This is a genomic window from Arthrobacter sp. Soil_N43 (assembly GCF_057655195.1).
Genome location: NZ_JBDGML010000044.1, coordinates 1 through 17727 on the forward strand (window position 1 = coordinate 1; position 17727 = coordinate 17727).

Below are 17727 nucleotides of genomic sequence, written 5' to 3' on the forward strand. Positions count from 1 at the left end.
GAACGGACTGGCCGTGGCGGCCCTGGCCGAGGCAGGCGCAGTGCTGGACCGTCCCGGGCTGGTGGACGCGGCCGTCCGCGTCGCACGCTACCTCGAGAAGGTCCACTGGAAGGAGGCAGAGCAGGAACTCGTCCGCGTCTCCCACGCCGGTGGCGCACGCGGGATCGGCGACCTCCTGGAGGACTACGCGTTCTGCTGCGAAGGGTTTCTGGCGCTGTTCGCCGTCACCGGAGATGCCCACTGGTATGGGCTGGCGGAGGCAGTGATATCGGCGGCATGCGGGCGGTTCATCGCGGACGGCAAACTGGCGGACACCGCAGGGGAGTCCGCCCAGGTGTCCAACGCGCTGGGTGGCCGGCCCGGCCTCGATCCCTTCGACGGCGCCACGCCCAGCGGTGCGGCGGCTTTCGCCGGTGTCCTGCTGAGCTACGCGGCCCTGTCCGGCTCTTCCGAACACCGGGCCATGGCGGGCAACATCCTGGCGCTGCTGCCGCCGATCGCGGCGCAGGCTCCGCGCGTGGCCGGCTGGCTGCTGGCCACGGCCCAAGCCGCGGCGGAAGGCCCGGTGGAGGCCGCCGTCGTCGGGCGCCCGGGCGCGGCAAGGGAGGCCCTGCACCGGGCGCTGCTGGGGTCGGCCAGTCCGGGGCTGGTCATCGCCGTGGGCGGCGGTGAGGCCGGGGACAGGCAGGGGGAGGCTGCCGGGACGCTTGGGACGGTGCCGCTGCTGCGTGGCCGCACGGCCGGAGCGGACGGTGCACCGCTCGTGTATCTGTGCCGCGGCATGGTCTGCGATCGGCCGGTCGCGTCCGTGCAGGAGGTCAGGGAGCGCCTTAGCTCAGGACGGCGATGAGGATCGCCACGAAGTGCGCGGCGAAGGCGAGCACGGTGAGCGCATGGAAGAGTTCGTGGAAGCCGAAGTGCTCGTAGCTGATGTTCGGCTTTTTCAGCGCGTAGAAGACGGCGCCGGCTATGTACAGGATGCCCCCGAGGCAGATGAGGAGGGCGGCGGGCACGCTGGCCGCGAAGAAATCGGGCAGGTAGAACAGCGAGCCGCAGCCCAGGGCAATGTAGATGGGCACATAGAGCCAGCGCGGTGCGTGGGTCCACAGGAGCCGGAACAGCACGCCGAGGATGGCCCCGGACCAGATCAGCCAGAGCAGCAGCACTGCCGTGGGCCGCTCCAGCAGGCTCCAGGCCAGCGGCGTATAGCTGCCGGCGATGACCAGCATGATGTTGGTATGGTCGAGCCGTTTCAGCACCATCTTCACGCCCGGGGACCAGTTGCCGCGGTGGTATATGGCGCTGATGCCGAACAGCAACACACCGGTGAGGGCGTAGATGGCGGACGTGATCCTGCGGTCCGGCGTAGGTGCGACCAGCACAAGCACGATGCCGGCGGCAAGGGCCAGCGGAGCCGTGACGGTGTGGATCCACCCGCGCCATTTGGGTTTGATCGTCAGCAGTTCGGCGATGCGGACGGCGGCGTCGTCCACGGGGCTGGACCTGGGCTCCGGGGTGCCCGACCCGCCCGGCGGGGTGTTGCTCGTCATGGCTCCAGAATAACTTACGGCCCGGTAAGTTACTTCCAAGTAACAATACGTCGGGTTGGCTGCCCGCCAGCGCACGGCGGTTCCGGGCCGGGGGTGTGCACGCGGCGCCGGCCTTCGGACGGTAGCCTAGGATTTGCACAGAAATCAGACAGCCAGGAAGTCAGGTGAATCTCCGGATGGAAATGCCCGGGTTCCTCTATGGCTTCTACGAGCGCCGGCTGCTCCGCTCCCTCGGCCCGGACAGGATTCCCAGGCACATCGGTGTCATGGTGGACGGCAACCGCCGCTGGGCGCGGCAGTTCAACGCCCCCACGAGCCAGGGGCACCAGGCCGGTGCGGACAAGATCCACGAATTCCTGGGCTGGTGCCAGGAGCTTGGGGTCAGGGTGGTCACGCTCTACATGCTCTCCACCGACAACATGAGCCGCTCCGGTGAAGAACTGGACCTCCTCATGGGCATTATCGCCAACACCCTGGACCGACTCGATGAGAACGCTGACATCTCGGTGCATGCCATGGGGGCGCCCGAGCTCCTGCCCGACTACCTGGCGGACCGGCTGACGACGCTGACCGCCCGGACTCCGGTGCGTGAAAAGCTCCACGTCAATGTTGCGGTCGGCTATGGCGGCCGCCGGGAAATTGTGGACGCCGTCCGTGAGTTGCTGCACGACGCCGTGGCACGCAAAGCCGACATCAGCGAGCTCGCCGACAGCCTCTCCGTGGATGACATCTCCCGCTTTCTGTATACCCGCGGCCAGCCTGATCCGGATCTGGTCATCAGGACCTCCGGGGAGCAGCGGCTGTCGGGCTTCCTGATGTGGCAAAGCGCCTACAGCGAGTTCTACTTCTGTGAAGCGCTGTGGCCTGCGTTCCGGAAAGTTGATTTTCTCCGGGCCCTCCGGGACTACGCCGGGCGGCAGCGCCGCTTTGGTTCCTAGTCCGGCCTCCGCTCCTCACCCGGCGCTGGCTGTCCCGCCCGTTCACCTCGAATTCACAAACCGGCAACAGGAATCGCCGCTTCAGGACTTTGGAAATTAGTCGGGGGAGATTTACGTTAAGACCATCAGCAGGCAAAATCGCCGGCTAATCGGGGAGGCCAGTACATGGAGCGAACTTCGCACCGGTTGTATGGGAGGCCGAGCCCGGCCTCATGGCCGAGCCGCCTCACCAATAACGATTCCGGGCATATGCCCCGGGGCTGGAGTCGATGTGGCTAATTCTGAACAACTGCCCGAAGTCATCACGGACCAGGGTGAGAAGGCTACCTCTCGCGCCAAGCGAGCCATTCCAAAGACCGGTGCGGCAACGAATGACGCCGCAGCCGGTCTTGCTGTTTCCGGCCCGACGTCAGAATCCCAGCCAGCCGTCTCGACGTTCGTCATTGACACCTCGGTGTTGCTGTCAGATCCCCGCGCGCTGCTTCGCTTCGCAGAGCATGAAGTGATCGTGCCCATCGTCGTGATCACCGAACTTGAGGGCAAGCGCCACGACCCCGAACTGGGCTACTTTGCCCGGACGGCCCTGCGGCTCCTTGACGACCTCAGGATCCAGCACGGCGGACTGAACAAGCCCATTCCGCTGGGCGACGCCGGCGGGACACTGATGGTGGAGATGAACCACATCTCGTCCGAGGTGCTGCCGGCCGGGTTCCGGGGCGGTGACAACGACAGCCGTATCCTCGCCGTCGCCATGAACCTTTCCAACGAGGGCCGCAACGTCACGGTGGTGTCCAAGGACCTCCCCATGCGGGTCAAGGCCTCGGCCATGGGGCTGCTCGCGGATGAATACCGCAACGAGCTGGTCAAGGACTCGGGCTGGACCGGGGTGGCGGAAATTGACGCCACCGAGGAGGAAGTGTCCACGCTGTATGGCCACGAGCCGGTCTTCATCCCCGCCGCGGCCGAACTGCCGGTCAACACCGGACTCGTGCTCCTGTCCAACAGGGGTTCGGCACTGGGGCGGGTAGGCGCGGACAAGCAGGTCCGCCTCGTGAAGGGGGACCGGGATGTCTTCGGACTTCACGGGCGTTCCGCCGAACAGCGGCTGGCCATCGATCTGCTGATGGACCCGGCCGTCGGCATTGTCTCGCTGGGCGGCCGCGCCGGCACCGGCAAGTCGGCCCTTGCCCTCTGTGCGGGACTGGAAGCCGTGCTGGAGCGCCGGGAGCACCGCAAAGTCATCGTCTTCCGCCCGCTCTACGCCGTGGGCGGTCAGGAACTCGGATACCTGCCGGGCTCGGAGGCCGAGAAGATGAACCCCTGGGCGCAGGCGGTCTTCGACACACTCGGCGCCCTCGTCAGCCAGGAAGTCGTCGAAGAAGTCATGGACCGCGGCATGCTGGAGGTCATGCCGCTGACCCACATCCGCGGCCGTTCCCTGCATGACGCCTTTGTCATCGTGGACGAGGCACAGTCCCTGGAGAAGAATGTGCTGCTCACTGTCATGAGCCGCATTGGGCAGAACTCGAAGATTGTCCTCACCCACGACGTCGCCCAGCGGGACAACCTGCGGGTTGGCCGTCACGACGGCGTCGCCGCCGTGGTCGAGACGCTGAAGGGCCACCCTCTCTTCGGCCACGTCACCCTCACCCGCTCCGAGCGTTCGCCCATCGCGGCCCTCGTCACGGAACTCCTGGAAGGGGCAGAGATCTAGCCTGGGCATCGGAATGCAGCCGCGCGGGGTCGTCTCCGCACGGCTGCCGCGTCCCGCCGTCGCCTAGACACCTCCCGCCGCTCCCCTCCGGTCGCTGGGCGACCGCCGCTTCGCTTTGGTCGGCGATGCGCTCCTTTGCGGGACACCACAGCCGCGCTAGTGCCGGACCGCTGGTTGAGCTTGTCGAAGCCCCTTGGTCAGATCCCTAGGAACCCGGCTGTGGATTCGTGGCCTTCCACCTTTAGGTGCCAGTCGGGGCGTTTGAGGGTCTCCGGGGTTAGACGCACCCGTTGGACGGTTTCCGCCTTGCCGCCCCAGGACATCCGTGTCACACCGTTCAGCTCGTATCCGAGGGAGCGTGAAACTCCGAGCGAGGCGGTGTTCCACTCCGCCGCTTCGGATTCTGCGACGTCGGCCTTGAGCCAGTCAAAGGCATACAGCGCGACGGCGGCGCGCATTTCCTTGCCGAAGCCGCGGCCATGCGCGGTCCTTCGCAGCCAGGAACCGGTGTTTACCGTCCTGCGGACGGCAAAATCCTTGGCCTCCACGTCCTGGCAGCCCAGGAAGGTTTCGCCGTGCCAGATGCCGAGGATCAGGGACCAGGACTCCGGGGTGCTGTTGGCCCGGCACTGCCAGTACCAGCGGCCCATGGTTGGTCCCAGCTGGTCGGGCGGTGATTCGGCCCACGGGGTGCTGAAGGGGTTCCTGCCCCGCTCGTGAATGCCGCTGGCCGCTGCCTCCACCGCCGCGGGAATGTCGCCGTCACGGAGTGGGCGCAACACGAGCCGGGGAGTAGCCAGCATCAGGGCGAACGGCGGATAAACAGATGTCAGCTCGGTCATCAGGGAAGCCTAGCCCACGCCTGCCCAAGCGCCGGTTAAGCGGGGTTGGGACGCAACGGCCACTGGATGTGTTCCCGGACGTCCGTCAGGTTCACCGGCTCGGCCACGAAGAGGTCATCGAGCATGTACTCGTCGACAGCCAGGATGCGGATCCAGTGGCCGGGCAGGTCCGCCCCGCCGTCGAGGGGTTCGCTGGCCACGCAGACGCCCGTGCCGGCGTCGATCCGGATCCGCGTCCGCCCCGGCCCGCACAGCGGACTCTCGGGGTCCAGGGGGCGGTACCCGGGGTTCGGGGAAACCACCGTCTCCCGGGCGGGGCGGCCCTCGTGCTCCACATCGCGCACGGGTTCCAGCAGCTCCACTGCGTTGGCACGGGGGAACTCCAGCGGAACGGGAGCGTTGCCGGCGAGTTCTACCGGGTCCAGGGCGGCGGCGAAGCGGCTGTTCCCAAACGATGGCTCGCCGTACGCTGCCTCGGGGCGGCGCCTGACCAGCCCGCCGTCGTCGTAAACGGGGGTGACGAGGTGCGCCGGAAGCAGCCACGACCGTCGCGTGGCACTGATGTACAGGCCGTCCCGGGAGTCGTTGATGCCTGTGGTGTTGTGCAGCAGGGTCCCGTCCATGGACTCAAGCCGGAGGGCGCCGGGGCGGCGCAGCCAGGCCCGGACGGGGCCGGCCCCGTCGGGGGAGGTCTCCCGGTATTCGAAGCGGAGGGACTGCCACTTCCAGGGGGAGGAACGGCAGAGGTTCCTGAAGGACGCGGCGGAGTCTGAGGGCGTCGCCGCCCCACCGTGTTCCTGCCGGTGCTTGGCGTCCCAGGTCCCCATATCCACAGTTTACGCGCGGGGCGCGCGCCGGGCCGGGCAAATCCAGTAGCATCCGAGAGTGATCCAACGACTTGGCGAACTCTGGCAGGCGGCGCCTCCCGCCTTCTGGCTGGTCCTGGCGGCCTGCGCCTATTTCGCCGTGATGGCCGTCCGGCTGACGGTGATCGATGTGCGGCACCATCTCCTGCCGAACCGGATCGTGTTTCCGTCGTACGCCGTGGCTGGTGTGCTGCTGTTGGGGGCGGTGGCCAGCCTGGTCCTGTCCGTGCCCGGCAGCGGAGGGCCTGACGGCGGCGGCGCGCCCGAGGCCGCGGCGCAGCTGTTCGGGGTGCCGGCCCTCAGGATCGTGGCGGGGGGAGCGGTCCTGTGGCTGTTCTACTTCGTGCTGCGCCTGGTGTATCCGCCCGGGATGGGATTCGGTGACGTGAAGCTGGCAGGCGTGCTGGGGATGTACCTGGGCTACCTGGGGTGGTCCCACGTCTTCGCCGGAACCTTCGCGGCGTTCCTGCTCGGCGGCCTGTGGAGCATCGCCCTGCTGGCGTCGCGCCGGGGAACGCTCAAGTCAGCCATCCCGTTCGGGCCCTTCATGCTCGCCGGTGCCGCCGCCGCCATGGCCGTGGTGCCAGCCTGAGCAGCGCGCCCCGGCCGCAGCGCGAACGGACACTTAAGCCCCCAGCCCGCCCACGGCTCCCTTAAACGCAGCGGCCGCCCGCCTTCGCAGAGAAGGTGGGCGGCCGCCGTCGTACTTTGGAAGTTATGCCTTGTGCGGCGGACGGGTCATGGACATGACGTCCAGGGCGGTGTCCAGCTGCTCTTCGGTCAGTTCGCCGCGCTCCAGGAAGCCCATGGCCACCACGGTCTCGCGGATGGTCAGACCCTCGGCGACGGCCTTCTTGGCGATCTTGGCGGCGTTCTCGTAGCCGATGAACTTGTTCAGCGGCGTAACGATCGACGGCGACGCCTCGGCGAGGAAGCGGGCACGCTCGACGTTGGCGGTGATGCCGTCGATCATCTTGTCGGCCATGACGCGGCTGGTGTTGGCCAGCAGGCGGACGGACTCGAGCAGGTTCGCGGCCATGACGGGGATGCCGACGTTCAGTTCGAAGGCGCCGTTGGTTCCGGACCATGCGATGGCGGTGTCGTTGCCGATCACCTGGGCGCAGACCATGATGGAGGCCTCGCAGATGACCGGGTTGACCTTGCCGGGCATGATCGAGGAACCCGGCTGCAGGTCCGGGATGGCGATTTCGCCGAGGCCGGTGTTGGGGCCGGAGCCCATCCAGCGGAGGTCGTTGTTGATCTTCATGAAGGAGATCGCGATGTTGCGGAGCTGGCTGGACGCTTCGATGAGGCCGTCGCGGTTGGCCTGGGCCTCGAAGTGGTCACGGGCCTCGGTCAGCGGCAGGCCGGTGTCAGTGGCGAGGAGTTCGATGACGCGCTCCGGGAAGCCGGCCGGGGTGTTGATGCCGGTGCCGACTGCGGTGCCGCCGAGGGGAACCTCGGCAACGCGGGGGAGGGAGGCGTTGATGCGCTCGATGCCGTAGCGGACCTGTGCGGCGTAGCCGCCGAATTCCTGCCCCAGGGTCACCGGGGTGGCGTCCATGAGGTGCGTGCGGCCGGACTTCACGACGTCCTTGAACTCAACGGCCTTGCGCTCCAGTGACTCGGCGAGGTAGCCGAGTGCCGGGATGAGGTCGTTGATCAGTGCCGAGGTGGCTGCAACGTGGACCGAGGTGGGGAACACGTCGTTGGAGGACTGGGAGGCGTTGACGTGGTCGTTGGGGTGGACCACCTTGTCGCTGCCGGCGGCCTTGAGGGCACGGGAGGCAAGTTCGGCGAGGACCTCGTTGGTGTTCATGTTCGAGGACGTGCCGGAGCCTGTCTGGAAAACGTCGATGGGGAAGTCGCCGTCGTACTTGCCCGCAGCTACCTCATCGGCAGCGTCCGCGATCGCCTTGGCCAGCTCGCCGTCGAGCACGCCCAGTTCTGCGTTGGCCTGGGCGGCAGCCTTCTTGACCCGGGCGAGGGCCTCGATGTGTGCGCGTTCCAGGGTTTTGCCGGAAATGGGGAAGTTTTCAACTGCACGCTGCGTCTGTGCACGGTACAGGGCGTTCACGGGGACGCGGACTTCGCCCATCGTGTCATGTTCAATGCGGAACTCTTCAGTGGAAGTCATGGGGCTAGCTTAGGGCGATCTGCGGCCGCATCGAAAACCGTGAACTGCTTGCGACGGCGGTCCCGAAAGGGCCCGCCGTCGTCAGCCCTAGAGCTCGCCGATTCCGGAAACAAGGTCGGCGTGCCCTTCGGCGAGGCTGTAGGAGAGGCCGATGACCGCGGCCCGCCCAGTCTCAATTGCGTCGGAAATCACACGGGAGCTGTCGACGAGCCGCTGGGACGTCTGCTTGACGTGCTCCACCACCATGTCGTTGACCTCGGTTTCGTTATTGCGCAGGGAGGTCAGCACGGACGGCGTGATCCGCTCCACGAGGTCCCGGATGAACCCGGTGGGCATCTGGCCCGTTTCCACGGCGGCTTTGGTGGCGCTGACCGCGCCGCAGCTGTCGTGGCCGAGAACCACGATCAGCGGCACGCCGAGGACGCCGATGCTGTATTCGAGCGATCCAAGCACGGCGTCGTCAATCACCTGGCCGGCGGTGCGGACAACGAAGGCGTCACCGAGGCCGAGGTCGAAGATGATTTCTGCCGCGAGGCGGGAGTCGGAACAGCCGAAGATCACCGCGAACGGGTGCTGGTTTTCCACCAGGGAGGACCGCCGTGAGGCGTCTTGGTTGGGGTGCGATGATTCGCCGTTAACAAAGCGTTCGTTGCCTTCGCGCAGACGGCGCCAGGCCAGTGCAGGAGTCAGGTAGGTTGCCACGGCCCCTACCTTACGGGCTGGGGCTCGCCGAGGGGGAAACTGTTACTGCGGGCTTACTGTCCAGGGACTTCACGACGGCGGCGGCCAGCACCGCGAACTCGTCCAGCTGGGCCTCACCGCTCAGGACAACGGTGGTGCCGCCGTGGTTCAGCACCATGCTCTTCTCGCCCCTGCCGGTATCCCTGAGCTCCCATTCTTGGCCGCCCGCCTGCCGCGTGCCCGTCACGGGGGCGTTCTTGGTCTGCTGCAGCAGCCACGTCGGGTTGGCCTTGCGGGTCTGGACCAGGCCAATGAAGGCTTCCTTGGGAGTCAGGTAGCCGACTTCCCATGTGGGGACGCCGGTTCCCGTGCCGGCTTCCCAGCGGGCGTAATTTGGACTGAATGTGTCGCCGGTATCAGGGGTGACCGGTGTGAATCCCGCCACATCTGCGGCGTTGCCGGCGACGGCGCTGACATCGATGTTGGGCCGGAAGCCGTCGGACTTCGGTGCGGGATTCATCAGCACGATCGGCAGGAAGGCGGCAATGCTGACCACGAGTGCGATGATCATCCCAATGACCGACGCGTTGGCCCGCTTGGCGGCAGCGGCGGGAATTACCGGCTTGATCGGCTGTACAGCCGGGTCCGGGGTGGAGCCGTGGCCGGCTGCCGGGGTGTCGGGGGCGGACTTGTCCTGCGTTTCGTTCACCCTTCTATAGTCGCCCATGCGGGGAGTGATTCCACATTCGGCAGATCCTGCAGTGAGGGAGCGTTCGGTTCATAGGTTGGTCATCCCATGACCTCGGGAGTCCGCCGCGACTATGATCAGTAACAGAGGAATCACCGCACGTGCCTCCTATGGCATTGCGGGTCCAATGATCGCCACTCGAAGAAGAGGTTCACGTGTCACCAGCGTCCATGACCCAGAAGTATTCAACGCTTTCCCCCTCGCTTGCCGTCGGGATCGACGAGCCGGACCGCAACCTCGCACTGGAGCTTGTCCGCGTCACCGAGGCCGCGGCCATTGCCGGCGGCCACTGGGTGGGCTTCGGCGACAAGAACAAGGCCGACGGCGCGGCTGTCGACGCCATGCGCTCCTTCCTCCAGACCGTTCACTTCAACGGCGTCGTGGTCATCGGTGAAGGCGAAAAAGACGAAGCCCCCATGCTGTTCAACGGCGAACAGGTTGGCGACGGCACCGGCCCTGAGTGCGACGTCGCCGTTGACCCCATTGACGGAACCCGCCTGACGGCCCTGGGCATCAACAACGCCCTGGCAGTCCTGGCCGTGGCCGAACGCGGTTCCATGTTCGACCCGTCCGCAGTGTTCTACATGGAGAAGCTCGTCACCGGCCCCGAGGCTGCCGACATGGTGGACCTGCGCCTGCCCGTCAAGCAGAACCTGCACCTCATCGCTAAGGCCAAGGGCGTCAAGGTCAACCAGCTGAACGTCATGATCCTTGACCGCGACCGCCACCGCCCGCTGGTGGAGGAAATCCGCGAGGCCGGCGCGCGCACCAAGTTCATCATGGACGGCGACGTCGCCGGAGCCATCGCGGCGGCCCGCTCCGGCACCGGCGTCGATGCGCTGATGGGCATCGGCGGAACTCCGGAAGGCATCGTCGCCGCGTGCGCCATCAAGTCCCTCGGCGGCGTCATCCAGGGCCGTCTCTGGCCCACGAGCGACGACGAGAAGCAGAAGGCCATCGACGCCGGCCACGACCTCGAACGGGTCCTGTCCACGAACGACCTCGTCAAGAGCGACAACTGCTACTTCGCCGCCACCGGCATCACCGACGGCGACCTCCTCAAGGGTGTGCGCTACGACAAGGACAAGGTGCTGACGCAGTCGATCGTCATGCGCTCCAAGTCCGGCACCATCCGCTTCGTGGACGGCGAGCACCAGGCCAGCAAGTGGGAAGGCTACGCCCGCAAGAGCTAGTCCCCACCCGCACCCCAGCGCGAACGTACACTTGTGGCCCCAATTCCGACCGGATTTGGGGCCACAAGTGTACGTTCGCGCTTATCCAGCAGGGGTGGGTTCCTAGGCTCCTGACGCTCGGCGGCGCAGCTGTCCGTCGATCATTGCCCGAACCTTCTCGAGGACGAAGGGCCTGTCGCCGTCGAGGTCGTCCTTGAATATTCTGAGTTCGGTCCAGCCGAGGCGCTCAGTGGTCTCCTTGCGCTTCCTGTCGCGTGCGGCTTGGTCCGGATCCGAATGGTGCCCGCCATCGTACTGAAGCGCGAGGCGGTGTTCCGGATACGCTGCGTCCGGCCACACTGCCGGCTGGCCCCAGCTGTTGTGGATCACGTAATTCAGGACGGGTTCGCCGAGCTTGGTGCGGGCCAAAACCAGCCGCATTCTTGTTTCCGGAGGTGAGTCTGCCCCAACGCGGATCTCCGTAAGCGCCAGCCGCGCTGTCTTCATGCCGCGCATGCCCGGGTGCGCGGCAATGATGAGCCGCAGGTCCTCAATCGTTGCCAAGGGGGCCTTCGGTACCGGAAGCTCCGGCCCGTGGGCAAGCACCGCGGAATCTCCGGCGGTGATCAGTTCGTCTACGGTCAACAGGTTGGCAAGATCGAGCCAGGTTCTCGCCGGCGAGGTGACCCGGGCGCCGTCGTGGATCACCACCTCGCCGGGCCTGAAAGTGAGGCGGTGACCGACGACGTTCCGACGGCGCGGCTTGCTGTCGCCGCGGTCGCGGGCGACGTGGATTCTCCAGTCCTCCTGCATCCAAGCCGGGAGGCTGTACCCCCAAATCCTGGCACCAGAGTGATGGGTGAGTGTGGACGCGTCATCCAGCGCCGTGTAAGCCCTCAGGTTCGCGGGCGTGGTGGCTCCTCCCTCCAGCGGAACGCGGATTCCTCGGGAAGGGATGGCCAGGTCCGGCTGCCGCTGCCGTTTCCGGGACACTCCATAGGCCGCGGCGTGCGATGAAGTGAATGATCCCGCCAGCAGGTTTTGGGGCAGTCGTGAGAGACCCATGCTCCAGTGTGTATCGGACGACAGGCCCGCGGGGCGTTATCCACAGGTGCAACCACCGGCAGGGCGCGAACGTACACTTGTGGCCCCAAGACCTCGCGGCACCGGGGGCTTAAGTGTCCGTTCGCGCTCAGGGCCGGGGGCTTAAGTGTCCGTTCGCGCTGAGGGAGTGGGGCGCTTGATGCGTTTCAGGGCTGAGCGGAGAGCGTCGCGGAGCCTGCGGGCTGCCTGATAGGCCGCGTAGCGGGGTTTGTTGACCGGCAGGTCCCAGGTTCCCGGGTAGGCGATCTCGCGTCCGCCGAAGGACTTCTTGAATGCTGTGAATCCGGCCCACTTGTGGTCGGGCTGGTCGGCCGGGGCCACTCCCCAGAGATCCACGTGCTTGAGCCCCTTCTCCTGGGCGTCGGCCATCAGCGTGACCAGCAGCGGAATTCCCGCGCTGAGCTTCCGGTGGGTATCGTCCAAAGCGGCGTGGGCGTAGGTACGCGTGTCGGCGGAATCGTAGGCCAGCGCGGCAGCGATTGGCCCGCCGTGGAGTTCGGCGACGAACAGGGTCGCGGCACCGGCGGGCATCAGGGAAGCTGCCACCTGGCTGAGGTACTCGTCGCTTTGCGGCTTGAAGCCGTTGCGCCGGGCCGTCATGTGCAGGAAGTTCAGGAGGATGCGGATATCGTCCGGATCCTGGGTTGAGCGGAACGTCACACCCTTCTTGTGGATGTTCCGGTACAGGTTCCGGTTGACCGGCTTCATGTCGGCCAGCACGTCCTTGAAGTCCCGGTCCAGATCCACAATCCAGCTCAGCTCCGGCTGCTGGTTAACCGGTGCGGGCTGCATTCCCCGGGCTTTCAGCGCGGCAGCCGCCGTGTCCGGTTCCAGCCCGGCCGTCACCGGTTCGATCCGGACGAACACGGCGCCGCAGGATTTCGCCACGTCCACGAGGTCGGCCAGCGCGGCGTCAAACGCGGCAACGGACTCGGCCACGGGACCGTAGGGCGCGTACAGCACTTTGCCTGCGGGGTTCTTTTCCTCGATGGCCAGGTAGCTCCACCCCGGGCCGGACCGCGTGTGAACCCGGCGGCCGAGGGTCTGCTGGAAGTCTGCCCACGCCGGCGTCTGCAGGAAGTATTGCACGGCGCTCAGGCTTTCAGGGCGGTGGTCACGGCGAAAGCCACGGCGGTGTCCGTGGAACCTGAAACCGGGTGGACGTTGACCGGGGCATCGGCTGCCGGGAGGAAGGCACTGCCGCCCCGGTCCAGCCGCAGGTCACCCTTGGGCGAATCCAGGTAGACCGAACCGGCAGTCACGATCACCACGGCGGCCCCCGACTGCGCGAGCGGCACGGGGCCGCCATCGGGCAGCAGTTCGATCCGCTGCAGCTGGAACTCCCGGAAAGGCGGCTGGTACAGTTCCTGGCCCAGTTCGGAAACTCCTGCGCGCAGCATGGGCACGCCCACGGACGCGAAGACCACGGTTTTCAGCAGCTCCGGCACGTCAACGAACTTCGGCGTCAGGCCGCCACGCAACACGTTGTCCGAGGAGGCCATGACTTCGACCCCCATGCCGTGAAGGTAGGCGTGCACGTTCCCGGCGGGGAGGTACACGGCCTCGCCCGGTTCCAGCGAGAGCCGGTTCAGCAGCAGCGATATGAGCACACCCGGATCGCCGGGGTACTCGCCGTTGAGGCTCAGCACCGTGGCGAGTTCCGGCTGGTACGGCGCCATGGGCGCTCCTGAGGCAAGCGCCTCCACGACGATCTTCGTTGCTTCGGCCACAGCGTCGCCGCCCGCGATCAGCCGTTCAAACGCCGACCGCAGGGCGGCGCCTTCGTCGTCCTGCGACAGGTCATCGATCACGTCGGTCAGGACGGCTGGAACGCCGGACCCCGAAAGTTCCAGGCAACCGGCCAGGTGGAGGAAAACGTCGCGGGACTTCGCGGGTTCGCGGAAACCGCACAGCGCGTCAAACGGAGTCAGCGCGAAGATCATCTCCGGTTTGTGGTTGTCGTCGCGGTAGTTGCGGTTGGGCGCGTCCGAGGGAACGCCTTCGCCGTTCTCGCGGGCAAAACCGGCCCGCGCCTGCTCCAGGCTGGGGTGCACCTGCAACGACAACGGCTTTGCCGCGGCGAGGACTTTGGTGAGGAAGGGCAGACGCGGTCCGAACGCGGCCACGGAGTCGTCCCCCAGGAAATGGCCCGGGTCCTCGGCGATCAGCGCATCCAGCGGCACCGTCGTTCCGTCAGGGCGGGTGGCAACGGAGGGGGAGTCCGGGTGGGCTCCGATCCACAGCTCTGCCTCCGGCCCGCCCGACTCCGGCCTGTGCAGCAGGCCGGCGATCGCCGTCGTCGATCCCCAGGCGTACGGCCGGAGGACGTTATCGATTTCGTACACAGCCGGGTGTCCTTCTTTCTAGGAGCAGAGTGTCTGTCACAGGGGAGCGCACTGGCCGTTGGTGGCCACCAGTTCGCGGATGGCCTGCTCGTTCCCCTCGCGCTTGAGCTGGTTCAGCATCTCTTCGGTGATGGGCTCACCGTTGGGCGTTGTGGTCACTGGTGTGAAGTCCGACGACGACGGCGACGGCTTTGTGGCCAGCACAGCCGGCGCAGCCGGCCCGCCTGCCGTCAGCCCGCTGCCGCCGCCTGCGTACTGCGGCTGCAGGGCGTCGTCCGGGGCGGCAGCCGGTGACTGCTCCGCGCTGCTGAGGAGCTTCTTGACCCGGTCGTGAATGATGTCAAAGTCCGGCACCGTGGAGAAGGACGCGTCGAAGTCCGGCGGTCCAATGGTGAGCCGGCTGATGTCCTTGCCTTTGGCCTTCATCGCCAGGTCCACGAAGCTGCCCAGCTGGCTCGAGGAGATATTGGAGTCCACTACCTTGGTGCCGGCGTTGGCGATGTCCTCGAATTTGGCCAGCAGCGTCGCGGGATCCAGCTGCTTGAGCATGGCCTGCTGGACGCACTGCTGGCGCTGGATCCGGGCGTAGTCATCGACGAATTCCCTGGACCGCCCATACCAGAGCGCACGGAAGCCATCCAGCTTTTGTTCGCCGGCGGGGATCCATCCCAGCGGCATGCCGTGGATGCCGTTGGCTTCATCGATCATGTTGCCGCTCATGGGCACCCAGCCGCCGGCCTTGATCCGGATCCCGCCCATCGCATCGATGAGCTTGGCGAAGCCATCCATGTCCACCAAGACGTACGCCTGGACAGTGATGCCGAGGGTTCCCGAAACCGCCTCCAGGGTGGCCTGTGCGCCAGGATCTGCGGCGTCCGGGTACAGGTCCTTGTGTTCGTTGGTGACCTCGGTGTTGATCGCGTTGATGAGGCACTCGTTGCCGCAGTTGTAGCCGTCAGGGTAGATCTGCCGCATGGGGGAGCCCTCGCTGAAGCGGGCGTTCTGCAGGTTGCGGGGGATCGAGATGATGGCTGTCTTGCCGGTCTCGGCATCAACGCTGAGCACGGACAGGCTGTCGGGGCGCCGGCCGGTGCGGTCCGCGCCGGCGTCGCCACCCATCATGAGGAAGTTGTAGCGGCCGTCCACGGGCTCGATGGCGGGACCGCCAGCAAAAATGCTGCCGATCGCATTGCGGCTGACGTTGAGCAGGTACGCCGCGTAGCCGAGCGAACCGCTGCTGACCACCAGGGCCAGCGCCAGTGCGACGGCAACAGCCGGGCGGCTGCGCTTGGGCAAGAGCACGGGGCGGATCAGCCGCAGCGTGTTGATGAACAGCACCGCCCAGCCGACTGACAGTGCGGCCAGTACCAGGACGATGAGGAGGGAGGCCACCGGATTGGTGATGATGTTGATGAGCAGGGTCCGGTTGGCGAGCAGCAACACCAGGGCAAGGATCACCAGCGCCCACACGGTCAGCGTGACCCGCAGGGCGATACGGCCCAGTTTGCGGTCGCCGGCGGCGATCTGCGCACTCCCCGGTACAAACAGGGTGAGGAGGATCAGCAGGAAAGCGCGCTTGGTCCGGACGGGCTCAGCAGCACTCGCCGGGTACCGTACGGGGTCCGTCAGGAGTCCATCGGAGGGCAGTTCGGTGTTGGGCATCGGCGTTCCTTAGTGGCTGCTCCGGAGGGCCACGTTTGCTTCGGAGAAGACTTCGTTGACCTTCTGCCGGAGATTGGCGCCCTTCCGGCTGGCAACGTCGTTGAGTTCCTGTGCAAAGTCCAGGAGGTCACCGCGGAGGCGCACCGCGAGGTCGTCCGTGCCGGAGGCGAGGATCCGCACGGCAAGCAGGCCCGCATTCCGGGCACCGGCGATGGAGACCGTGGCGACCGGCACGCCGGCCGGCATCTGAACGATCGAGAGCAACGAGTCCATGCCGTCCAGGGTCTTCAGCGGCACGGGGACGCCAATCACGGGAAGCGGCGTGACCGAGGCCAGCATTCCCGGAAGGTGCGCGGCGCCCCCGGCTCCGGCGATGATGACGCGCAGGCCGCGCTCGTGGGCGGTCTGGCCGTACCGGATCATTTCGGTGGGCATCCGGTGGGCCGAAACGACGTCGGCCTCGAAGGGAATGCCGAACTCCGCCAGCGCGTCAGCGGCGGCTTCCATGACGGGCCAGTCTGAATCCGAGCCCATGACCAGGCCCACCAGCGGGGGAAGCGCTGTCTCCGGTGTGGCTGTGGTTTCGGGGTTCATGCGTTCTCCTCGGTGTTTCCTGGCGCCGCTTGGGACGTGATCCTGCCGTCGCGGATGATGTTGGCGACGGCGGTGGCCCGTTCGCGCAGGGATTCCACGTCCGCGACACTGGCCCCCACCAGATTGACGTGCCCTATTTTCCGGCCCGGCCGGACTGATTTCCCGTAGCAGTGGACTTTTGCGGCGGGTTCGGCAGCCAGCGCGGCGGGGTAGGCGGAAAACAGGTCCTGGTTTTCGCCGCCGAGGAAATTCTTCATCACCACAACAGTGCCGAGGACGTCCGTCGCCCCCAGCGGCAGGTTCAGGACTGCCCGCAGGTGCTGCTCAAACTGGCTGGTCACCGATCCGTCCTGGGTCCAGTGGCCGGTGTTGTGCGGGCGCATCGCAAGTTCGTTGATGAGGAACCCGGCCCCTGACCCCGGTGTTTCGAACAGCTCGACTGCCATGACGCCGGTGACGCCCAGTTCGTTGGCGATCCGCAGGGCGGCATCCTCGGCAGCCGCGGCCACCTCCAGCGAAATGTCCTGCGCGGGGGCGATCACCTCATCGCACACGCCGTCAACCTGAATGGTGTGCACCACCGGCCAGGCCCGGGCTGCGCCGTCAGGCGTGCGGGCCACGAGTGCCGAGAGCTCGCGGCTGAACTCCACCTTGGCTTCCGCCAGGAGGGGGCTCATGGCCTCGAACCAGTCGGTTGTCTGGGCGGCTTCGTCGGGTGACCCGACAATCCGGACGCCCTTGCCGTCATAGCCGCCCCGGGGCGTCTTGAGGACCACGGGCCACCCCGTCTTGTCGCCAAACGCGACCAGCGCCTCCACGCTGTCCACGGATGCCCACTCGGGGTTCGGCAGTTCGAGCCTGTCGATGGCCGCGCGCATCACGAGTTTGTCCTGCGCGTTGATGAGGGCGTCGGGACCGGGCTGGACGTTGACCCCTGCTGCGATCAGGGCATGCAGGTGGTCGGCCGGGACATGCTCGTGGTCGAAGGTCATCACGTCCAGGCCTTCGGAGAACTCCAGAAGGGCATCCAGATCCTTGTAGTCGCCGACCGGGGCGTTGGGTACGGCCGACACGGCAGAAACGTCTTCACCTTCTGCCAGGACGCGGAGTTCGAAGCCTAGTGCGGTGGCGGCTGGGGCCATCATGCGCGCAAGCTGGCCGCCGCCAACCACGCCGATTACTGGAAAAGTCACATCTCTCAGACTACAGAAAAGGAGCGCGGTTACCGGCTTTCGTGGCGATGATGCCCCGTAAAGTCAGCAAATCCGGCACCGGGGGAGGGCCGGGAGCAGCCCCGATCTGCTCGCCTGTTGGGGCCGCGTCGGGCAAACCGGGCTAAAATGGGAGCTTGGCCCATCGGCCCCAATATCCATA

General features: G+C 66.6%; 17 protein-coding genes. 5 read left to right on the forward strand and 12 right to left on the reverse strand.

Going from position 1 to position 17727, the window contains the following annotated elements; genetic code table 11:
• A partial coding sequence (locus AC3A3W_RS03035) for a YyaL domain-containing protein (RefSeq protein WP_487440409.1) occupies positions 1-850 on the forward strand: 850 nt, incomplete at its 5' end.
• Here AC3A3W_RS03035 and trhA read toward each other — a convergent pair.
• Positions 831-1472 carry a PAQR family membrane homeostasis protein TrhA gene (gene trhA / locus AC3A3W_RS03040; RefSeq protein ID WP_487440429.1) on the reverse strand — a complete coding sequence of 214 codons (642 nt, stop codon included), beginning with the start codon at positions 1470-1472 and terminating at the stop codon, positions 831-833. The genes AC3A3W_RS03035 and trhA overlap by 20 nt on opposite strands.
• 254 nt (positions 1473-1726) lie before the next feature.
• On the opposite strand from trhA, the gene AC3A3W_RS03045 reads away from it, so the two are divergent.
• The gene (locus AC3A3W_RS03045) at positions 1727-2488 is read left to right on the forward strand and encodes an isoprenyl transferase (RefSeq protein ID WP_487440410.1); all 762 of its coding nucleotides are present in this window, start codon (positions 1727-1729) and stop codon (positions 2486-2488) included.
• A 271-nt stretch (positions 2489-2759) separates the two neighbouring features.
• A complete protein-coding gene (phoH2, locus tag AC3A3W_RS03050) occupies positions 2760-4202 on the forward strand; it encodes an RNA 5'-3' helicase PhoH2 (protein ID WP_487440411.1) in 1443 nt (480 codons plus the stop codon).
• A gap of 197 nt (positions 4203-4399) precedes the next feature.
• On the opposite strand, the gene AC3A3W_RS03055 is transcribed toward phoH2, so the two are convergent.
• Together AC3A3W_RS03055 and AC3A3W_RS03060 are read right to left on the reverse strand one after the other, a co-directional pair.
• On the reverse strand, positions 4400-5044 hold the full coding sequence (locus AC3A3W_RS03055) for a GNAT family N-acetyltransferase (RefSeq protein WP_487440412.1): 645 nt from the start codon (positions 5042-5044) through the stop codon (positions 4400-4402).
• Between the two features lie 35 nt (positions 5045-5079).
• A complete protein-coding gene (locus tag AC3A3W_RS03060; protein WP_205654260.1) occupies positions 5080-5871 on the reverse strand; it encodes a hypothetical protein in 792 nt (263 codons plus the stop codon).
• Between the two features lie 58 nt (positions 5872-5929).
• On the opposite strand from AC3A3W_RS03060, the gene AC3A3W_RS03065 reads away from it, so the two are divergent.
• A complete protein-coding gene (locus AC3A3W_RS03065; RefSeq protein WP_487440413.1) occupies positions 5930-6502 on the forward strand; it encodes a prepilin peptidase in 573 nt (190 codons plus the stop codon).
• A 123-nt stretch (positions 6503-6625) separates the two neighbouring features.
• On the opposite strand, the gene AC3A3W_RS03070 is transcribed toward AC3A3W_RS03065, so the two are convergent.
• The 3 genes from AC3A3W_RS03070 to AC3A3W_RS03080 form a co-directional block, all read right to left on the reverse strand.
• Entirely contained in the window at positions 6626-8047 is a 1422-nt protein-coding gene (locus tag AC3A3W_RS03070) for a class II fumarate hydratase (protein ID WP_104172724.1), read from the reverse strand.
• A gap of 87 nt (positions 8048-8134) precedes the next feature.
• The gene (locus AC3A3W_RS03075) at positions 8135-8749 is read right to left on the reverse strand and encodes a carbonic anhydrase (RefSeq protein ID WP_487440414.1); all 615 of its coding nucleotides are present in this window, start codon (positions 8747-8749) and stop codon (positions 8135-8137) included.
• Positions 8750-8759: 10 nt separating this feature from the next.
• Positions 8760-9455, reverse strand: a complete 696-nt coding sequence (locus AC3A3W_RS03080) for a DUF4245 domain-containing protein (protein WP_487440415.1) — start codon at positions 9453-9455, stop codon at positions 8760-8762.
• 191 nt (positions 9456-9646) lie between these two features.
• On the opposite strand from AC3A3W_RS03080, the gene glpX reads away from it, so the two are divergent.
• Entirely contained in the window at positions 9647-10669 is a 1023-nt protein-coding gene (glpX, locus tag AC3A3W_RS03085; RefSeq protein ID WP_205654264.1) for a class II fructose-bisphosphatase, read from the forward strand.
• Between the two features lie 102 nt (positions 10670-10771).
• Here the strand turns inward: glpX and AC3A3W_RS03090 are convergent, their stop codons facing one another.
• The 6 genes from AC3A3W_RS03090 to AC3A3W_RS03115 all read right to left on the reverse strand — a co-directional run bounded on the left by AC3A3W_RS03090 (position 10772) and on the right by AC3A3W_RS03115 (position 17498).
• Positions 10772-11713, reverse strand: coding sequence for an endonuclease domain-containing protein (locus tag AC3A3W_RS03090; protein ID WP_487440416.1), 942 nt, complete (start codon positions 11711-11713; stop codon positions 10772-10774).
• A 141-nt stretch (positions 11714-11854) separates the two neighbouring features.
• A complete protein-coding gene (locus AC3A3W_RS03095; RefSeq protein WP_487440417.1) occupies positions 11855-12841 on the reverse strand; it encodes a lipid II:glycine glycyltransferase FemX in 987 nt (328 codons plus the stop codon).
• A 5-nt stretch (positions 12842-12846) separates the two neighbouring features.
• Complete coding sequence (gene manA, locus AC3A3W_RS03100; protein WP_487440418.1) at positions 12847-14097, reverse strand: mannose-6-phosphate isomerase, class I; 1251 nt, start codon at positions 14095-14097, stop codon at positions 12847-12849.
• A 36-nt stretch (positions 14098-14133) separates the two neighbouring features.
• Positions 14134-15759 (reverse strand): LCP family protein, encoded by a 1626-nt coding sequence (locus tag AC3A3W_RS03105; protein ID WP_487440419.1) that lies wholly within the window; start codon positions 15757-15759, stop codon positions 14134-14136.
• 9 nt (positions 15760-15768) lie between these two features.
• Complete coding sequence (gene purE, locus AC3A3W_RS03110; RefSeq protein ID WP_487440420.1) at positions 15769-16353, reverse strand: 5-(carboxyamino)imidazole ribonucleotide mutase; 585 nt, start codon at positions 16351-16353, stop codon at positions 15769-15771.
• Positions 16350-17498: a 5-(carboxyamino)imidazole ribonucleotide synthase gene (locus tag AC3A3W_RS03115; protein ID WP_487440430.1), complete on the reverse strand. Its 1149-nt coding sequence runs from the start codon at positions 17496-17498 to the stop codon at positions 16350-16352. Before AC3A3W_RS03115 ends, purE begins: the two co-directional genes overlap by 4 nt.
• Between the last annotated feature and the right edge of the window lie 229 nt (positions 17499-17727).

What these genes read in the sequence shown, in the direction of transcription:
- AC3A3W_RS03070 (WP_104172724.1), bottom strand. Translation starts at nt 8,047, where the DNA reads ATGACTTCCACTGAAGAGTTCCGCATTGAACATGACACGATGGGCGAA.
- AC3A3W_RS03045 (WP_487440410.1), top strand. Translation starts at nt 1,727, where the DNA reads ATGGAAATGCCCGGGTTCCTCTATGGCTTCTACGAGCGCCGGCTGCTC.
- AC3A3W_RS03115 (WP_487440430.1), bottom strand. Translation starts at nt 17,498, where the DNA reads ATGATGGCCCCAGCCGCCACCGCACTAGGCTTCGAACTCCGCGTCCTG.
- AC3A3W_RS03080 (WP_487440415.1), bottom strand. Translation starts at nt 9,455, where the DNA reads ATGGGCGACTATAGAAGGGTGAACGAAACGCAGGACAAGTCCGCCCCC.
- AC3A3W_RS03055 (WP_487440412.1), bottom strand. Translation starts at nt 5,044, where the DNA reads ATGACCGAGCTGACATCTGTTTATCCGCCGTTCGCCCTGATGCTGGCT.
- AC3A3W_RS03105 (WP_487440419.1), bottom strand. Translation starts at nt 15,759, where the DNA reads ATGCCCAACACCGAACTGCCCTCCGATGGACTCCTGACGGACCCCGTA.
- purE (WP_487440420.1), bottom strand. Translation starts at nt 16,353, where the DNA reads ATGAACCCCGAAACCACAGCCACACCGGAGACAGCGCTTCCCCCGCTG.
- AC3A3W_RS03090 (WP_487440416.1), bottom strand. Translation starts at nt 11,713, where the DNA reads ATGGGTCTCTCACGACTGCCCCAAAACCTGCTGGCGGGATCATTCACT.
- AC3A3W_RS03060 (WP_205654260.1), bottom strand. Translation starts at nt 5,871, where the DNA reads ATGGGGACCTGGGACGCCAAGCACCGGCAGGAACACGGTGGGGCGGCG.
- glpX (WP_205654264.1), top strand. Translation starts at nt 9,647, where the DNA reads ATGACCCAGAAGTATTCAACGCTTTCCCCCTCGCTTGCCGTCGGGATC.